The organism is Moheibacter stercoris (genome assembly GCF_040545805.1).
Taxonomy (GTDB): Bacteria; Bacteroidota; Bacteroidia; order Flavobacteriales; family Weeksellaceae; genus Moheibacter; species Moheibacter stercoris.
In genome coordinates this window covers 65,454-82,148 of record NZ_JBEPMO010000007.1, presented here as the reverse complement: position 1 = coordinate 82,148, position 16,695 = coordinate 65,454, and the positions used below count along the sequence as shown (strand labels likewise).

Genomic DNA, 16,695 nt, shown 5'->3' with positions numbered 1-16,695 from the left:
ACGGAAATAATTCTGCCTAGTTGTTGGTTAGTTTTTCTCCATCAAATAGTACAATAAAAGCATTTTTAAATCCTTTGTCTTGTACCAATTTTAATTGTTTTTGGGCATCTTCATAAGTTTTACTCGATCCATAGAAATACAAATGCATATCTCCACGTTTCACACGTAATACATTTTTTAAGCCGCCAAATTTATTGTCACGATCTCTATATCTGCTTCCAGATGCCAAGAATTGAATACGATAATTTTCTTTCCCTTTTAATTTTTCATTGTTGACGAATTCCGCCACAAATGCATCTTTGAAACCTTTTCGTTTGACATATTCTAATAATTCATCTCGTTCCGAAGGCAAATTAGTAGAACCGTAATAATATTTATAAACATCACCAGCTTGTACAATTTCCACGCCAGTTAAACCTTTTAATTGTTCAGAACTTGGCGAATATTTGTTTTTGGATACCAAAAATTGGATTTTAAAGGTTTTTCCAGCCACTGGTTTTTCAACTACTTTTGGTTTTTCTTCGACCTCTTCCTCCAATCCATTTTTGCGATCGTATTCTTTTTTGAATTTATCAAATGCTGTCATCAAAGATTCGGTCATGGATTTTTTTCCATATTCAGTCGATAGGAATGTCCCTTCATCTTGATTGGAAATGAATCCCAATTCCACCAAAACAGCAGGAGATGCATTGGAACGCAATACGTGAAAATTCGCTTGTTTCACTCCACGGCTATGACGATTGTTTTTGACGAATTCATCTTCAACTAATTTCGCAAAGCTGATACTTTGATCTTTATAAGCCGAGAACATAATGTCAAATGCGATAACCGCTTCCGGATCATTGGGATCGAATTTCTGGTATTTTTCTTGGTTATCTTCCAATAAAATAACGCTATTCTCACGCTTTGCCACTTCCATAGTTTCTTGGCTTCTTGCTACCCCCATTACAAAGGTTTCTGTACCGTATGCACTTCTGTTTCCAGCGGCATTACAGTGAATGGATACAAATAAGTTGGCATGATTGCGGTTGGCAATTTGGGTACGTTCCCATAATTCCAAAAAGACATCAGTTTTACGTGTGTAAATGACTTTGACATCTTTGTATTTTTGCTCAATCATCTTACCGAAACGCAAACTTACATCGAGTACAATATCTTTTTCATCCTCCACTACACCCCTTGCTCCTGGGTCTTTCCCACCATGTCCTGGGTCAATAACAATGACAAAATTTTGCTTTTTTTGAGCAAAGGAATTCACTCCAAAAAAGGCTATAAATAGAATCCCTAATAAAATTTGTTTGTTAATCCTTGTTAATCTCATTCTTCAGCCACAATTTTTGATTACTTTTGACACGATTTAGCGCAAAAATAAGTTTTATACTTTGCATAACAGATTTTTTAAATATCTATTTGCATTATTTTTTCTACTGCTTTTCAACAGTAAAGGTTTTTCGCAGGTTGATCCCGATCAAAATAACGTAAAAACTCCTACTGTTGTTGTGGAGGATAGTATCAAAATTGATACCGTTCAGAAGCCTGAACGATTGGAAGATATCTTGGTATATAATTCTGATGATCAAATCCATGAATGGAGAAAAAAAATGAGTTATTTACTTCGTAAAGCCGTGGTGCAGTATACGGACATGGAGATTCGTGCCGATTATATTGAAATTAATTGGGACACGGGTGACGTCTATGCCGATGGTAAAAGAGACTCTCTTGGTATGATCGTTGAACCTACGATTTTCAAACAAGGAGGAAAAGAATACGAACAACATAGTTTCAAAATTAATTTCAAAACCAAAGTCGGAGTTGCCTATAATGTGCGCATTGTGGAAGGCGAAGGTGTTTTGGTTGGAGATCGTGTAAAACGTGCCAACGATAGTATTATGTATGTTCGTGGTGCGGATTATACAACAGATACTTATTTTATTGAAAGAAAAACAGACGAACCTGACTATGTGTTAAGAACACAAACCGCAAAATTCATTGACGGAGATAACAAAGTTATGATTACCGGTCCAATCAATATGCGTATTTATGATGTACCAACACCGCTTACTTTACCATTTGCTTATTTACCGATGGGTGATACACGTTCTGCAGGGATTATCATTCCGTCATTTGGAGAGCGAACCGATGTAGGTTTCTTCTTAGAAGGTGGAGGATTTTATTTACCAATCGGCGAACATTTGGATTTGGCGTTAACTGGAGAAGTTTACACCAAAGGTAGTTGGGGTATTCATGGAAAATCGGCTTATCGTAAACGTTATCGCTACAGTGGAAATTTCGGATTGGATTATCAAAATCGTGTTACAGGAATTAAAGGATTGTCCAATTACAACAAATCAACTTCATTTGCAGTCAACTGGACGCATGCACAAGATACAAAAGCCAATCCAAACCTGACATTCAACGCAAGCATCAATTACCGATCTTCCACCTATTACCGTGAAGGAATTAACAACCAAAACGTTATCAATGGAAATGTCTATGACAACAATAGTAATTCCTCCATTGCGATCAATAAAATATTTCCAAATACACCTTTTACGATGTCTTTGACGGCATCTAACAACTCCAATTTCAACACAGGTGATATGCAATTTACGTTGCCGCAATTAACAGTAAACATGAGTAGAATTTATCCGTTTGCACCAAAGGTTGGAAGTAAAAAAGGCTTGTTGAAGAATTTGGCAGTGGGTTATAACATGAATTTGGTGAACATGATTGACACCAATGAAGATGATTTATTTACCCAACGTATGTGGGACAATGCCAAAAATGGTATGCGTCAAAAAATTGATTTCAATACAGGAGTGACTTTGGCCAATTATTTTCCTGTAACCTTGTCTGCTAACTATGATGAAGTTTGGTATTTGAAAACATTTGAAAAATGGTATGATCCCGAACAAGACAAAGTTGTGGACTTGGAAAAGAAAGGTTTTGATTCTTATCGAACATTTGGAGTTAGTGGTAGTGTTTCTACCAATTTGTACGCGACCTATCAAAATAAAAATACCGAAGCTACGATTCAGGGAATTCGACATGTTCTATCACCTACGATTGGGGCAAGCTTCCGTCCAGATTTTGCATCGGAAGAATGGGGTTATTATGATTATTACCGTACGGCAAATGGAATCAAAGAATTGTATTCAAGATTTTCAAATGGTGTTTATGGTGCACCTTCCCAAGGACAATCTGCTTCTGTCAATTTTGGCTTGAGAAACAATTTGGAAATGAAAGTTCGTTCCAAAAAAGATTCAACTGGAAATCAAAAAGTCAAAATTTTTGAATATTTGGACATTACTTCCTCTTATAATTTTGCTGCAGACGAATTCAAATTATCTCCTATACGCATCAATGGTATGACGAGATTGTTTAATCAACAATTGAATGTTCAATTTAGCGCCAATTTCGATCCGTACAAAATCGTATTTGAAGATGGCGTTGAAAGAGGAACAAGAATCAATGAATTAGGAGCTTTCCGTTTGACGAATTATAACATCAATTTCGGGTATAACTTTGACAATAAAACCTTTGGCGGAGGACAAATGGATCCTAAAAAATATTCCAAACGCGGTGATGTCCGAAATGAAAATTTCTATTTTGATGAAGAAGATTATGCCCATTTTACCATTCCATGGAGATTGGGATTGAATTTCAACCATAGCTATTTCAGAAATGACACCCGCGAAGGAACCAATACAACGGTTTTAGCACTTAATGCCTCTATATCTCCATCTCCATTCTGGAGTTTGAGTACTTCAACCTCGTATGATTTCAGAGCGAAAGAATTTTCTCAAGCAAGAATTTCCTTGAACCGTGATTTAAGAAGTTTCAATTTATCGTTTTCTTGGGTACCTTTTGGACAATACAAAACTTGGGATTTCTTCATTGGCATCAAAGCGAGCATCTTGAGCGACGCGGTAAAATACGATGAACGTTCCTCCAACATTTTGAATCAAGCCAATTTCTAAACGAAATTTATTCCCATAAAAAAGCCGAAGGTTTGAATGTTCGGCTTTTGACTTTTATAATGGCTACTATTTTAGTTTGATAATCAGCAAATCTGAACCTCCTTTGTTTTCGGTAATATCGCCATTATTGCTTTCGGTTACACCCACAGCAATAATTGTATTGTCTAATTTTTGAATGGCATCGTACGCAAAATCAAACTGCGCTCCACCCACCGATTTTTGCCAAAGCAATTCGCCAGATTGGTCGGTTTTGATGATCCAAGCATCATTTCCTCCTTTGTTTTGGGTAACATCACCATTGGTACTTTTGGTACTTCCCGAAATCAAAAATCCGTTGTCAGAAGTTAAAATAACCGATCTGGCCGCATCATAATCATTTCCACCATAGGATTTCTCCCAAATCAATTCTCCATTTGGATTTATTTTAATCATCCATAAATCGGCTGATCCTTTGTTTTCGGAAACGAATTGATCTTCGCTTCGCGTATCTCCGACAATAATGAAATTCCCATCACCCGAATGCGTAATGGCACGTGCTTCGTCTATACGTTCACCCCCATAATTTTTGGACCAAAGGAATTCTCCAGTGGAGTTAATTTTAATAATCCAGAAATCATAGGTTCCTAAATTTTGAAACATTTCTGTTTCATAGGAATCAGATGAACCAACGATGATATACCCACCATCTTCCGTTTGAACCGCACCATAAGGAGTATCTGTAAAGAACCCACCATAATGTTTGCTCCATTCTTTTTGACCATTGGCATCGATTTTAATCATCCAATAATTTCCACCAGGATGTCTAACAATCCCTTGACCATTTGAAGCAAAAGCATCCAAAAGTCCGGTTAATAAGAATCCGCCATCTGTAGAAGGTGTGATGATAAATCCTGTATCGCCACCTACAAATCCAAAGGTATTTTTCCAAAGTATATTTCCGTTCGAGTCCAATTTCACCACCCAAGCATCAGAAAGTCCGTGATTGATCCCAACATCTCCATCATTACTCTGGCTATATCCTAAGATAACGTATCCTTGGTCAGAAGTTTGGACGATATCATATCCATGATCATTGGAAGAACCTCCAAGGGTTTTACTCCACTCCAATTCATCATTGGCATTAAATTTCAAAACCCAATAGTCAAAACTATCATCGGTCTTATCTTCAATATCGCCATTCATACTAGACGTTGACCCAATAATGGCATATCCACCATCTTGTGTCAAAACGATCGCTCGACCTTCATCATTTCTAGAACCACCAAAAGTTTCAGTAAATGCCACTTCATTTTGGAAATCATTTGGACTTCCATCTCCAGAATCATCTTCCTTACAACTCCAAACAAGGAGAAATAACAGAAAGATTATATAGTGTTTTCTCATCATTCCTTTTTAAAAATTAAATTATTTCACGACCAATTTTTTGGTAATCGATTGGTTAATTTTCACAAGGTAAATTCCTTTTGCTATACCCGATAAATCAATTTGAACGTTATTCGAATTTAATTTAGATTTCGTTAGTAAGACTTGCCCCACAGTATTGATCACTTGAACATCTTGAATCATTTGATTATTTTGAGTTCGAATTTGAACAAAATTTGTGGCTGGATTTGGAATGATTTGAATTGATTTTTCATTCCAATCTTGAGTTGCCATTGTTTCACTTTCTTTCAAAACAAATAAACCTCCCGAAATGTCGCTCACCACTATATTTCCACTCTCAAAATATGGATAAATACTCCAAGCGCCATCAAAATCTGCGACATTGTTATTGGGAAATGTATCAAAATGACCAATTTCTGTCATCGAATTGGTGGAAGTTCCTACTGTTGAAATATCTATTACTCGCATTCCAGCCGTATAATTGGCCAAATAGAATTTGTTATCTCTTACGTATCCATTGTGGTCAATTGCTGGCGTCGGACCGAAATATTGACTTAGGACTTGAGGATTGTCCAAATCTTGTACATTGAATATGATGGTTCGGGTATTGTTTCCAGAATCCATTTCATCTAATTCATCTCCTAAAATAAAATATCTTTGGTCTTCTGTTAACCAACCTTGATGCGTATAACCCGGAACATTGTAGGTAATGGATGAAATGAATATAGGATTGGATCCATTTGTCACATCTAAAAATACAACATAATTATTGGACCCAAAATTCCCATTGCTGGCAACTAAAATTTGTTTCCCTTGATAATCTGGATCGGGTCCAGAATAGGTTACCACCTGTGCATCATGCGTATAACCACTTCCTCCATATCCCCCAATTTCAAATGGAGCTGTAGGATTGGAAATATCCAAAATAGTTGGTCCTCCTGCATAATTTGGGCATCCCACTAAATAAGCATAAGGTTGCGATTCATTGATGACAATGTTGTGGCAACTTCCAACTCCATTGTACACATGATCTGGCGCAAATACTTGAGGAGAAGTGACGGTGCGTAATCGGGTTAAGTCAAAAACTTGCATACCATGATTACCCGCATCATCTGCGACAATAAACGCATGATTTTGATATACTTTGATATCTCGCCAAAGACTTCCATAGGTTTCGGTAGGAATTCTACCCAAATAAACCGGATTGATTGGGTCCGAAATATCCACAAATCCAGTTCCATCGCTATATCCCACGATGGCATATTCTTTACCCGAACTTGGATCGGTCCATCCCCAGCAATCATTTCCCGATACATTTTGCCCACCCGATAAAACATTTAAGGTTACATGAGATTGTAAATCATATCCATTACAAGAATATTCTCCTGCCATACCATTTACGCATGGCGTTTGACCAAACATGCTAGTTGTTAGGCCAAAGGAAATAAGTAAAATTTTAAGTTTCATGTGTTAAATTAATTTTTGATTCGTTTTTCACTATACTTTTTTGCTAAATTTTCGTTTTAATTAAAATTCTGAAAAGTTTGGATTCACTAAAAAATCCGGATCGGTCAATGTTTTTAAAAAGGCAATAAGATCTTGTTTTTCAGAATCTGAGAGTGGAATTCCAAGAATGCCATTTTCTTGCAACAAAGGATCTAATTGAGGATTCGGAACAATTCCAGATGAATAATGATTTAGAACGGCTTCCAATGAAAGAAATCGTCCATCATGCATATAGGGAGCTGTAACCTCAACGTTTCGTAAACTTGGAACCCGAAATTTCATGAAATCTGCCGAATCCATGGTTACTCTATATCGACCTCCATCAGCCAATTCGGAATTGTAAATCAAACCTGTATTTCGGAAGGATTGATCGGTTTGTAAGACTCCAGCATGGCAGGAACTACAGTTTTGTTCAAATATGTTTTTGCCAGAATTTTCAGCATCTGTTAAAGTAATTTCGCCCTTTAAATATTGATCAAATTTGGAATTATCTGAAATCATACTTGCCATGAATTGGCCCAAAGAATGCAAAATTCTTTCTCCATTGATTTCCTCATCTCCATAAGCAGCCTTGAACAATTGTTTGTATTGAGATTCTTGTTTCAACTTTTGAATGATATCGGGAAAATTAGAATCCATTTCTTCATGAGCTGTAATAGGACTAATGGCTTGTTGATCCAAATCATGAATGACTCCATCCCACATAAAATGCTGCATAAATGCCAGATTTTGCAAAGGTGGAGCATTTCTGATTCCTCTCCTATCCTCTATTCCATGACTTATACCATGACCATGATGTGTAAAAGCAAATTCTTGAATATGACAAAAACCGCAAGAAATAAGGTTGTTTCGAGATAGTTTTCCTTCATAAAACAACCGCTTACCAAGAGCCACTTTGTTTTGGCTCAATGGCATGCGTTCATAGGTTATTTCTGGAAAATAATTGGGAAATGACAACACCAAAATCTCATCAACTGGCATACCTTCTTCTTTGTCTTCTTGACAAGAAAACAGACAAAATAAGGTAAGGCTTCCAATAATCCTCAGAGTGAATTTAAAAAGTCTGAATGGAATCATATCCACTTTAGTTTTGATGTATATGATCAATGCTGAACATTTTGCTAAGATTCTTGGTTACATTTACCAAATGTTCTGAAGAACCCATTGCATCTTGGTTGGAATTGTCTAATAAAATAGGAGTTTCTCCACTTAAAAATTGGTTCAAATCGGCTAGGATATGGATAGCCGGATATCTTTGAGCAGAAACTTCCATCGTAACTGGGAAGGACAATTGAATTTCACGATATAAATTGGGCGTTCCATTTGCTAGAACATCTCCCATATTGCCTGAATGACTGGAAAAATTGACATCGGGTGATTCTGTCCCATATTTTCCTTCCAAAACGGAAAACACATAACCAGCCGCCCAAGACCATGTCATTCCAGCGTTTGAAGCTTGGGCCCAAAATTGACCTTGATGATCCAATCCCAACAAATAGGCATTGGGGCTTATCCCTAATCCAAATTTGATTTGGGTATAATTTCCAGCTGGAATGGAATCTAAGCTAACAGTAATTTCATTCAGAATAGCATTTCCTTGATCAATGATAAAGGCTCCTTTGTCTGGATTGTTGAAATGATACTGAAATTCTTGTCCCGATTGATTGATTAAGCTAATGTTGCTTACAATGTATTGAAGTTTTGAAAACAAATGCTTTTGTCCATTGCTTGAAGTTTGAATGGTTTGATTCAAAATAATCGGACTTAAATCTTTGAATTGATTTTCAAATTTCAATTGGACTTGTCCCCATTCTTCTTGTGTTGATGAGGAATTTTCATCATCTGATGAACATCCCGTAAGCATTAGAAAACCAGAAATCCCCAATGCTAAAAGGTATTTAGTAAGTCTCATCTGTGTGTTTGTTTAAGAATATCTCTAACAAAAATACATTTTTATTTGTTTGTTAACACATAAAACTCTGCGCTTCATTGAATTATAAGAAAGCATTCTAAATGGTCATCAAATGCTGTAATTGGGATTAACATACCGCATTCTTTTTGAAATTTCAATATATTTGCAACTTCACAAACTCGTTCATTGAGCGAGGTATGATGCATAAAACGTTTTAAACAAATGAAAAAGCAAATCAATACAATCAACGCTCCACAAGCGATTGGTCCTTATAGTCAAGCCATTTCTATCAACAATATGTTATTTATTTCTGGTCAGATTCCAGCCAATCCAGAAACCAGAGAAATTGTGACAGAAATTTCAGAGGCAACTCACCAAGTGATGAAAAATTTACAAGCGATTTTAACCGAAGCAGGTGCAGATTTTTCTCATGTTGTAAAAACCACCATTTTCTTAAAAGATATGAATGATTTTGCAGTTGTGAATGAAATTTATGCTTCGTATTTCCAAGACGGAGTTTATCCTGCAAGAGAAACGGTTCAAGTGGCGAAATTGCCAAGTGATGTGAATGTCGAAATCTCCATGATTGCGTTTAAATAAGTAAATGGGAACAGTTTTACGAAATTCTATTGCCGTCCTAATCGGACTAACGGTTGCATTGGTCATCACCATGTTGGGAATTCAATTGAATGATAGTTGGATTGAATATGACTATTCTAAATTCCCTTATGAACATTGGAACCGTGTTATCAAGTATGCAGCTAGAACGCCTGAAGTTAGAGATGAGTTTTTCATCGCACTTTTAATTTCGCAAGGGATAGGTGCCACATTTGGTGGATTGATTACCGCGAGCATTGTGTCAAAAGCAAAAAAAGCCTACGCGGTATTTGTAGGCTTTATCTTATTTTTAATCGCTCTTGGCGATGTGATTTTTACGGCTTATCACCCAACTTGGTATGAATTATCCATCATGCCTGTTCTTTTCTTCTTCTCTTGGTTGGGAGGATTGTTAACCGATGTGGTTTCTAAGAAACTTTCTCCGGCGAAGAAATAGGGTTTTCTGCTAGCCAAATTCCATCTTCAATCAAATGCGCCACATCTTTTCGTTGTGATGCCATTTGCATGAGGTATTCTTTCATGTCTTGATATACCAAGAATTTGGAAGAATAGGCTAATTCGTATAATTCAACGTTTAACAACCATTCCAACGGATATTCAGATTTCAAAATTCCAAAGATTTCGGAGATTTTTCCTTCGTGAATAGCTGAATTTTCTCGCATGGCACGTACTTGCATGTACAAATCTCTTAGTTGTAATTCTTTTGGATCGATTTCCAATTTTTTCGGTTTGGTTTCCAATTCATGCGTAATCATATCAAAGGAAGTGAAATCTGCAGGACCTGCATAGGCAGCTACAATGGATTTCCCAATCGCCATATCATAAACACCCCAATCTGGATGAAACAAAATTTCGTCATAATGCTTCACCGTACAATTCTTCAAGGAAACAATAAGCACTTTTCCTTTTCGATTTCGAGTTCCGGTGATTACTTCTCCTTGAACAGTTATTCCACCTTCAAATTCCAAATAAGTCATTTCACCCTCCTTGATTTTATAGGCTTCCAAATCAAAAGGAGACATATTTTCAATAGCGATGTTGATGTTTTTCAACTTTCCTATTGGCGAACCAAAACCATGTGCATGATAAGAAGTTCCATGTCCAATCAATTCTGTTTCATGATAGGAAAGTGCCGTTGGACCTTCGGTTTGAACATATACTGGATTTCCATGATGATCCTTGATGATGTTTTTAAACACACCAGAAACTTGAATACCCGTATTATATTCGATCGTTCCTAAATTTTTGGACTCAATCAATTGTTCAATCCCTTCTGCACCACCTCTACGCAAGCCCATTTGGTTGGCAAATTGTTCCAACACAAAATTCAAATGTGCGAAATCGGGCGTCACAAATAATTGAGGTTGCGGTTTTGTAATATCAAAGGAAACATCGGCAGCGGTTATATCATACGGTAATTTCAACACTTCGGAACCCATACACCATTTGCTTTCACCAATAGAAGAAAGCAATCCAGCTCCATAAATTTTAGGATTGTCCAAGGTTCCAATTAAACCATATTCGACTGTCCACCAATGAAGGTTTCTAATTTTTGCCATTTCCGATAATTCGGTCATGGAATTTTGCAAATCCAACACATGCTGTTCTGCTCTATCAATCACTTTAGGATCGGATTCACGATCTTCTTTCACGATGGATAAATGTCGAATGGCTTCGTACATTTCATAATCCAATGCCGAAGAAATGGCTTTGCTACCAATCTCTCCAAAACGACGCAAATATTCCGCATATTCTGGATTGGCAATTATGGGTGCATGCCCAGCAGACTCATGAATGATATCGGGAGCCGGCGTATATTCAATGTTTTGAATTTGTCGAATGTCTTGCGCAATCACTAACACATTGTAGGCTTGGAATTCCATAAAAGCCGTCGGAGGAATAAAACCATCTACTGCAACTGCAGCCCAACCGATGTCTTTTAAAATTCGGTTCATCCCATACATACTAGGAATGTATTCCGTGGAGATTCCTGTTTTACGCAATCCTTCTACATAACTACCGTGCGCAACTTTTTTCAAATAATCCACGTTTTTACGCATCACATAACGCCATACAGCTTGATCTACGGGCGTATAGTTTTCGTAATTTTGGTTATTGATAAATTGTTTCAAATGCTCTGGCAATCGCCTCAATACTTCGTTTTCTTCGTACGACATTTCGAAATGTTTTTATTTTTTGCGTTTAGCTAATTTACGGTTTTAATTTGGGAATGGATAATTTGTAGATTTGAATTTGAATTATATCCAATAAAAATCCCTTTCCAATTTCTTGAAAAGGGATTCAAAACGAATCAATTTCGTAAAAATTATTCAGAAACTAACAACCTGAACCCTTCTCCATGAATATTGACAATTTCTACGTTTGAATCGTCTTTCAAATATTTTCTCAATTTGGCAATATACACATCCATGCTTCTCGAAGTAAAATAGTTATCGTCATGCCAAATTCTAGTTAAAGCTACATCTCTCGGCATCAAATCATTGCGATAAATCGCCAACAATCTCAACAATTCACTTTCTTTTGGCGAAAGTTTATGCGAGATGCTTCCAATTTGCAATTGACGCAATTTTGCATTGAAATTGAACTTCCCGATTTTGAATTCTTCTTGTTCAAATTTTTCTTCGTCAGCCGAATGTCTCTGCAATACCGCTCTGATTTTATACAATAAAACTTCTGAATCAAAAGGCTTTAATATATAATCATCAGCACCAATTTTATAACCATTCAATACGTCTTCACGCATGTTTTTTGCGGTTAAAAAAATGATAGGCTGCTCACTTTTCAAATCTTTGATTTCTTTTCCTAATGTAAATCCGTCTTTTTTAGGCATCATTACATCTAGGATACACAAATCAAACTCCCCCGATTTATACTTTGCTAAACCATCTTCACCATCAATTGCATGGGTTACATCAAAGTCATTTATGGCAAGGTAATCTTTAAGAACTGCTCCAAAACTTGGATCATCTTCTACTAAAAGTAGTCTTTGTTTGTCATTCATGTTAGTATTTATTTAGTTGGCAGTTTTATATAAAATACACTTCCTTTCCCTACTTCACTTTCGGCAAAAACTTGGCCTTTATGCAATTCAACAATTTTCCTTACATACGCCAAACCAAGACCATGACCTTTCACGTTGTGTACGTTTCCAGTTTCTTCTCGGTAGAATTGGTCAAAAATCTTTTTCAATACAGATTTTGACATCCCAATTCCCTCATCTTTCACCTCTATAACGATATTTCCCTCGTTATCATTGTATGTTTTAACAAATATTTGCGGATTTTCTTTGGAATATTTCCTCGCATTATCCAAAATATTGTTAAGTGTGTTCTCTAAATGGAAAGAATCACCGTCTATTAATACACTGCTTGCTTGATAATCTTCAAAAATAGTGCCATTTAAGTTACCTACGATGAAGCGCATAGTCGATACACTTTTTTTGACCAATTCTTGGATATTTACTTCTTGTAAATTGATGTCAACTTGGTTTCGTTCCAACTTCGCCATTCTCAACACCATTTCGACCTGAGCGTTCATACGCTTGTTCTCTTGTTTGATTAAATCTGCATAGTATTTCACTCGGTCAGGATCGGCAATGATTTTATCATTTTTGATCGCATCTGTGGCAATGTTAATCGTGGCAATAGGCGTTTTGAATTCATGCGTCATATTGTTGATGAAATCGGTTTTGATTTCTGAAATATTACGCTGAAGCTGCATATAGTAAATAGCCAAAGAAAACACCGAAATAATGATGATGGTAAAAATTATCGTCAACATTACTATCGGGATAATCGGACCCAAAATGGACAATTGTTTGTCGGGAAAATAGGTAGATATTAAATATTGCGGTTTTTCTTGGTTATCATAAAAAATAGGAATGGTATATTCTCTTTCTTTGTTATCAAATTCCTCCGTAGCTACTTTCGTCATGGTAGAATCCGCCTTCAAAACGGCTAATTGAGGATGAGATTGCACCCCTCTTTTGCGTAATTCTCGCGTGAAAATAGAATCCAACACTTTAATATCTAGACGTTTATCAATGGGTTTATTCCCTGCATCTAATCGCGCTAATCTCTCAATGGTATAATTTGAATTTTTAAAATTTTCTTCTGTATCAATTGTGAAGTTTTGAATCATATTGGCCCCAGAATCCTTCGGGATTTTGAGTACTTGCTCTTGCGAATATAAATCCGCTCGAATCAAACTATCGTTGTATTGACCCGACAAAGGCACAACGGAACGCTCCAAAATGTATCTTGTAAGGGTAATATAGGTAGTTCCGGCTGAATCTTGAACCAATTGAGATGACATCACTTGTGGTTTATCTCCACCTGCTTTGAAATCATTGTGAACGTTTTCAAAACGCTTGTAATATTGATTCAATTCTTGTTTTGAAACCTCATCTACCGTTTCATTTAAGGCTTGATATACGCGCCCATTGAATTCTTCGGTATGTGAAACAAACACTTTCTGTGTCCAATAAAATTGAATAATGACCAATCCAATGAGTGCCACACTCATTAAGATGATCAATATTTTATTAAATCCTTTTTTCATAGATGTTAGTACAAACTTAAGCTTTCCCGAAATGTTAAAATTGCCTTTAACACTTATTAACTTCTTTGAATCCTCTTTAACAATTTTTTGTACGTCTTATGGAATTGATTTTTCAAATCTTCCAAACTGGCATTATTGTATAAAACGAAATCTGATTTCTCGATTCGTTGTTCATCTGTCCATTGATTGGCAATTCTTGCTTGGACTTGTTCTTGGGTGACTTGATCACGTTCCATCACGCGCTGGATTCGGATGGACTCATCGGCTGCCACAGTTAGAATAAAATCACAGTCTTTATAGGAACCACTTTCAAACAAAATCGCAGCTTCTTTCACCACAAATTCTGAATTTTGTAGGCTTACCCATTCTTGGAAATGATGAAAAACTGCTGGATGAACAATTGCGTTTAAAGCGGCTAATTTTTCCTTGTTTTCAAAAACTTGTTCCGCAACAAACTTCCGATTGTATTCATTGTTTAGATAAGTTTCAGGTCCAAATAAATCAATCAATTGAGATTTGAGTGATGGATTTTCATTCATCAATAATTTCGCCTCCTTATCGGAATCATAGACGGGAATTCCTTTTTCAAGGAACCATTTCCCGATGGTCGATTTCCCTGAACCAATTCCACCTGTTAATCCTAGAATGTACATTTCGAAATGTTAAATTTTCTGTCAAATTTGCAAAAAAAAACCGAAGCTTAACTTCGGTTTTACGTATGATTTTATTGAATTAATCAACTTTTTCAACGCCTGATTTATATCGGGCTGAACTCAATTCTCTGGAAATTGCTGCTCTTTCAAATTTAATTTTGCCAGCACCCGTTTCCAAAACAACTGTATCTGGAGAGATTTCAACAACTTTCCCGTGAACTCCGGAAGTTGTTACTACCCAATCCCCTCTTTTCAGTTCTTCTTGGTACTTTTTTTCTTGTTTTTGCTTCTTCATATTGGGACGGATCATCAAAAAGTACATGATCAAAAACATCCCACCAAACATGATCAAGGTTGACCAACCTTGTCCTCCTGCTTCCTGTAAAAAAATATATGCCAATTGTTTCATTTTATAAAATTAAGATCCTTGCAAAGTTTGCATTGGATTGTTGCTCTTTGCATTGGTTTCTGGCAATGTAGCCATGAATGTACAAGTTTCTTTTCCTTTTACTGTATTGGTTGTCAATGTAACCGTTTTTTGTTGTCTTCCCGCTTGCGTTCCTGCATCATAGGTAATTTTGATAGAGTCTGTTGCTCCAGGTGCGATAGGTTGTTTTGGGAATTCAGGAACAGTACATCCACAAGATCCTTTTGCATCTTTAATGATCAATGGAGATTTTCCTGTATTGGTAAATTTAAAGTAGTGATCCACTTTTGCTCCTGTTGGCAAGTTTCCGAAATCATAGGTCTCAGACTCAAACGTTAAAACCGCTGCTGTTGCAGGATCAACTACTGAAGATGCTTGTTCTTGTTTCTCAGCATCTGTAAATAATTTCGATGCATTATCTTGTTTACATGAAACTAAACCTAAAACTGCAAATAATGAAATTGCTATTAAATTACTTTTCATTTTTCTTATTTTTATTGTGATGTATTAAAGGGACTAAAGTTAGTAAATCTATTTTAATAATTATATACCCTTCATTTCTTTCAAGGAACGATCCAAAATACCATTGACGAAAATTTTACTTTTTTCGGTTGAATAGATCTTCGATAATTCGATATATTCATTCAAGGTAACCTTGGGTGGAATGTTCGGAAAATATTGAAATTCCGTTAAGGCCATTTGCAATAGTACTAAGTCCAATACAGCTATTCGATCGATTTCCCAGTTGGTAGCTTTTTCTTCTGTCAACTTCAAAGTAGCATCGTTATAACGAATGGTTCGACGGAATAATTCTACAATAAAATCACGATCTTCATCGTCTTTGTAAACTTTGAACAATTTCAAGGTTCCAGTGCTTTTGGCGATAAAGGATTTTAAAGTAGTCACCACCATGGTATTGGCTATGTACACATCGTCTGCCCAAAAAATATTTCGTTCTTCAAACCATTCATGAAGCGTTTCATTGGGTGCAATGTATTTTTCAAAAATATCGATGATAAATGCTTTGTCTTGTTCAAAAGATTGAATCGGATCATTCATGTATTCTTCATACTCTGGACTCGAAACAATTTCTTTGTAAATCGAATTTGGATAGGTATCCAAAATATCCCAATTCAATTGTTTGTTTTTAGACGTGTAGGAATTTAATTCCTCGTTTTCATCTAAAATTCTAAAAATCTGATTGTTGACAAATTTTAAATTCGGATTTAAATCTTCCTTGGTTGGGAAATTTTTGTTTTTCCCTAATTCAATTTTGCTTTCTGCAATTGTTTTTTGGAAGTAAATTAAGTTAAGAAGATAAATGTATAAGTCGTAAATTTCGTCAACTCCTTTTAACATGTTTTTTTCAATCGTCCTTTGGTCTCCTTCTTCTCCAGACGTTTTCCAAGCATAAATTGCTTGCATTGCTTTTTCGCGAAGTTGTCTTCTCCCTAACATAATTTCAATGGTTCATTTCAATTTTACATTCTCGTGGCCTTGATCTAAATCGCTGTATCCTATCCACAACTGAAAATCACTAACCGCACTTTTTCCTAAAGTTAAAATGCTTTAGCGACTGCAAAGGTAAGCAAAAAGCAGTAACTTTGCGCAGTGAAGGAATTACAATCTTTAAAT

General features: G+C 36.1%; 15 protein-coding genes. 3 read left to right on the top strand and 12 right to left on the bottom strand.

Annotated features, from left to right (window positions below):
• Positions 1 to 16 precede the first annotated feature (16 nt).
• A complete protein-coding gene (locus ABID46_RS07535) occupies positions 17 to 1,321 on the bottom strand; it encodes an N-acetylmuramoyl-L-alanine amidase family protein (RefSeq protein ID WP_354508667.1) in 1,305 nt (434 codons plus the stop codon).
• A 61-nt stretch (positions 1,322 to 1,382) separates the two neighbouring features.
• On the opposite strand from ABID46_RS07535, the gene ABID46_RS07530 reads away from it, so the two are divergent.
• Positions 1,383 to 3,980 (top strand): putative LPS assembly protein LptD, encoded by a 2,598-nt coding sequence (locus tag ABID46_RS07530; RefSeq protein ID WP_354508665.1) that lies wholly within the window; start codon positions 1,383 to 1,385, stop codon positions 3,978 to 3,980.
• A 66-nt stretch (positions 3,981 to 4,046) separates the two neighbouring features.
• Here ABID46_RS07530 and ABID46_RS07525 read toward each other — a convergent pair whose 3' ends face one another.
• From ABID46_RS07525 to ABID46_RS07510, 4 genes are read right to left on the bottom strand one after another with little or no spacing between them, the layout of a single operon-like run.
• Complete coding sequence (locus ABID46_RS07525) at positions 4,047 to 5,366, bottom strand: hypothetical protein (RefSeq protein ID WP_354508663.1); 1,320 nt, start codon at positions 5,364 to 5,366, stop codon at positions 4,047 to 4,049.
• 18 nt (positions 5,367 to 5,384) lie between these two features.
• Entirely contained in the window at positions 5,385 to 6,830 is a 1,446-nt protein-coding gene (locus tag ABID46_RS07520) for a choice-of-anchor B family protein (RefSeq protein ID WP_354508661.1), read from the bottom strand.
• Positions 6,831 to 6,890: 60 nt separating this feature from the next.
• Complete coding sequence (locus ABID46_RS07515) at positions 6,891 to 7,946, bottom strand: cytochrome-c peroxidase (protein WP_354508659.1); 1,056 nt, start codon at positions 7,944 to 7,946, stop codon at positions 6,891 to 6,893.
• Positions 7,947 to 7,953: 7 nt separating this feature from the next.
• Positions 7,954 to 8,781 carry an MbnP family protein gene (locus ABID46_RS07510; RefSeq protein ID WP_354508657.1) on the bottom strand — a complete coding sequence of 276 codons (828 nt, stop codon included), beginning with the start codon at positions 8,779 to 8,781 and terminating at the stop codon, positions 7,954 to 7,956.
• Between the two features lie 222 nt (positions 8,782 to 9,003).
• Here ABID46_RS07510 and ABID46_RS07505 point away from each other — a divergent pair, with 222 nt between their 5' ends.
• Both ABID46_RS07505 and ABID46_RS07500 read left to right on the top strand, forming a co-directional pair.
• Positions 9,004 to 9,381 carry a RidA family protein gene (locus ABID46_RS07505; RefSeq protein WP_354508655.1) on the top strand — a complete coding sequence of 126 codons (378 nt, stop codon included), beginning with the start codon at positions 9,004 to 9,006 and terminating at the stop codon, positions 9,379 to 9,381.
• A gap of 4 nt (positions 9,382 to 9,385) precedes the next feature.
• Entirely contained in the window at positions 9,386 to 9,835 is a 450-nt protein-coding gene (locus ABID46_RS07500) for a hypothetical protein (RefSeq protein WP_354508653.1), read from the top strand.
• Here ABID46_RS07500 and ABID46_RS07495 read toward each other — a convergent pair.
• The 7 genes from ABID46_RS07495 to ABID46_RS07465 all read right to left on the bottom strand — a co-directional run bounded on the left by ABID46_RS07495 (position 9,807) and on the right by ABID46_RS07465 (position 16,518).
• Positions 9,807 to 11,576 (bottom strand): aromatic amino acid hydroxylase, encoded by a 1,770-nt coding sequence (locus ABID46_RS07495; protein WP_354508651.1) that lies wholly within the window; start codon positions 11,574 to 11,576, stop codon positions 9,807 to 9,809. The two genes, ABID46_RS07500 and ABID46_RS07495, sit on opposite strands and share 29 nt — an antisense overlap.
• Positions 11,577 to 11,725: 149 nt before the next feature.
• On the bottom strand, positions 11,726 to 12,421 hold the full coding sequence (locus ABID46_RS07490) for a response regulator transcription factor (RefSeq protein ID WP_354508649.1): 696 nt from the start codon (positions 12,419 to 12,421) through the stop codon (positions 11,726 to 11,728).
• 8 nt (positions 12,422 to 12,429) lie between these two features.
• Complete coding sequence (locus tag ABID46_RS07485; protein WP_354508647.1) at positions 12,430 to 13,980, bottom strand: sensor histidine kinase; 1,551 nt, start codon at positions 13,978 to 13,980, stop codon at positions 12,430 to 12,432.
• A 56-nt stretch (positions 13,981 to 14,036) separates the two neighbouring features.
• Positions 14,037 to 14,633: a dephospho-CoA kinase gene (coaE, locus tag ABID46_RS07480; RefSeq protein ID WP_354508645.1), complete on the bottom strand. Its 597-nt coding sequence runs from the start codon at positions 14,631 to 14,633 to the stop codon at positions 14,037 to 14,039.
• Positions 14,634 to 14,712: 79 nt separating this feature from the next.
• On the bottom strand, positions 14,713 to 14,979 hold the full coding sequence (gene yajC, locus ABID46_RS07475) for a preprotein translocase subunit YajC (protein WP_354508779.1): 267 nt from the start codon (positions 14,977 to 14,979) through the stop codon (positions 14,713 to 14,715).
• Positions 14,980 to 15,051: 72 nt separating this feature from the next.
• On the bottom strand, positions 15,052 to 15,543 hold the full coding sequence (locus ABID46_RS07470) for a DUF1573 domain-containing protein (RefSeq protein ID WP_354508643.1): 492 nt from the start codon (positions 15,541 to 15,543) through the stop codon (positions 15,052 to 15,054).
• 60 nt (positions 15,544 to 15,603) lie between these two features.
• Positions 15,604 to 16,518, bottom strand: a complete 915-nt coding sequence (locus ABID46_RS07465) for a transcription antitermination protein NusB (RefSeq protein ID WP_354508641.1) — start codon at positions 16,516 to 16,518, stop codon at positions 15,604 to 15,606.
• Between the last annotated feature and the right edge of the window lie 177 nt (positions 16,519 to 16,695).

What these genes read in the sequence shown, in the direction of transcription:
- coaE (WP_354508645.1), bottom strand. Translation starts at nt 14,633, where the DNA reads ATGTACATTCTAGGATTAACAGGTGGAATTGGTTCAGGGAAATCGACC.
- ABID46_RS07525 (WP_354508663.1), bottom strand. Translation starts at nt 5,366, where the DNA reads ATGATGAGAAAACACTATATAATCTTTCTGTTATTTCTCCTTGTTTGG.
- ABID46_RS07485 (WP_354508647.1), bottom strand. Translation starts at nt 13,980, where the DNA reads ATGAAAAAAGGATTTAATAAAATATTGATCATCTTAATGAGTGTGGCA.
- ABID46_RS07490 (WP_354508649.1), bottom strand. Translation starts at nt 12,421, where the DNA reads ATGAATGACAAACAAAGACTACTTTTAGTAGAAGATGATCCAAGTTTT.
- ABID46_RS07515 (WP_354508659.1), bottom strand. Translation starts at nt 7,946, where the DNA reads ATGATTCCATTCAGACTTTTTAAATTCACTCTGAGGATTATTGGAAGC.
- ABID46_RS07495 (WP_354508651.1), bottom strand. Translation starts at nt 11,576, where the DNA reads ATGTCGTACGAAGAAAACGAAGTATTGAGGCGATTGCCAGAGCATTTG.
- yajC (WP_354508779.1), bottom strand. Translation starts at nt 14,979, where the DNA reads ATGTTTGGTGGGATGTTTTTGATCATGTACTTTTTGATGATCCGTCCC.
- ABID46_RS07520 (WP_354508661.1), bottom strand. Translation starts at nt 6,830, where the DNA reads ATGAAACTTAAAATTTTACTTATTTCCTTTGGCCTAACAACTAGCATG.
- ABID46_RS07500 (WP_354508653.1), top strand. Translation starts at nt 9,386, where the DNA reads ATGGGAACAGTTTTACGAAATTCTATTGCCGTCCTAATCGGACTAACG.
- ABID46_RS07505 (WP_354508655.1), top strand. Translation starts at nt 9,004, where the DNA reads ATGAAAAAGCAAATCAATACAATCAACGCTCCACAAGCGATTGGTCCT.
- ABID46_RS07510 (WP_354508657.1), bottom strand. Translation starts at nt 8,781, where the DNA reads ATGAGACTTACTAAATACCTTTTAGCATTGGGGATTTCTGGTTTTCTA.
- ABID46_RS07470 (WP_354508643.1), bottom strand. Translation starts at nt 15,543, where the DNA reads ATGAAAAGTAATTTAATAGCAATTTCATTATTTGCAGTTTTAGGTTTA.
- ABID46_RS07535 (WP_354508667.1), bottom strand. Translation starts at nt 1,321, where the DNA reads ATGAGATTAACAAGGATTAACAAACAAATTTTATTAGGGATTCTATTT.
- ABID46_RS07465 (WP_354508641.1), bottom strand. Translation starts at nt 16,518, where the DNA reads ATGTTAGGGAGAAGACAACTTCGCGAAAAAGCAATGCAAGCAATTTAT.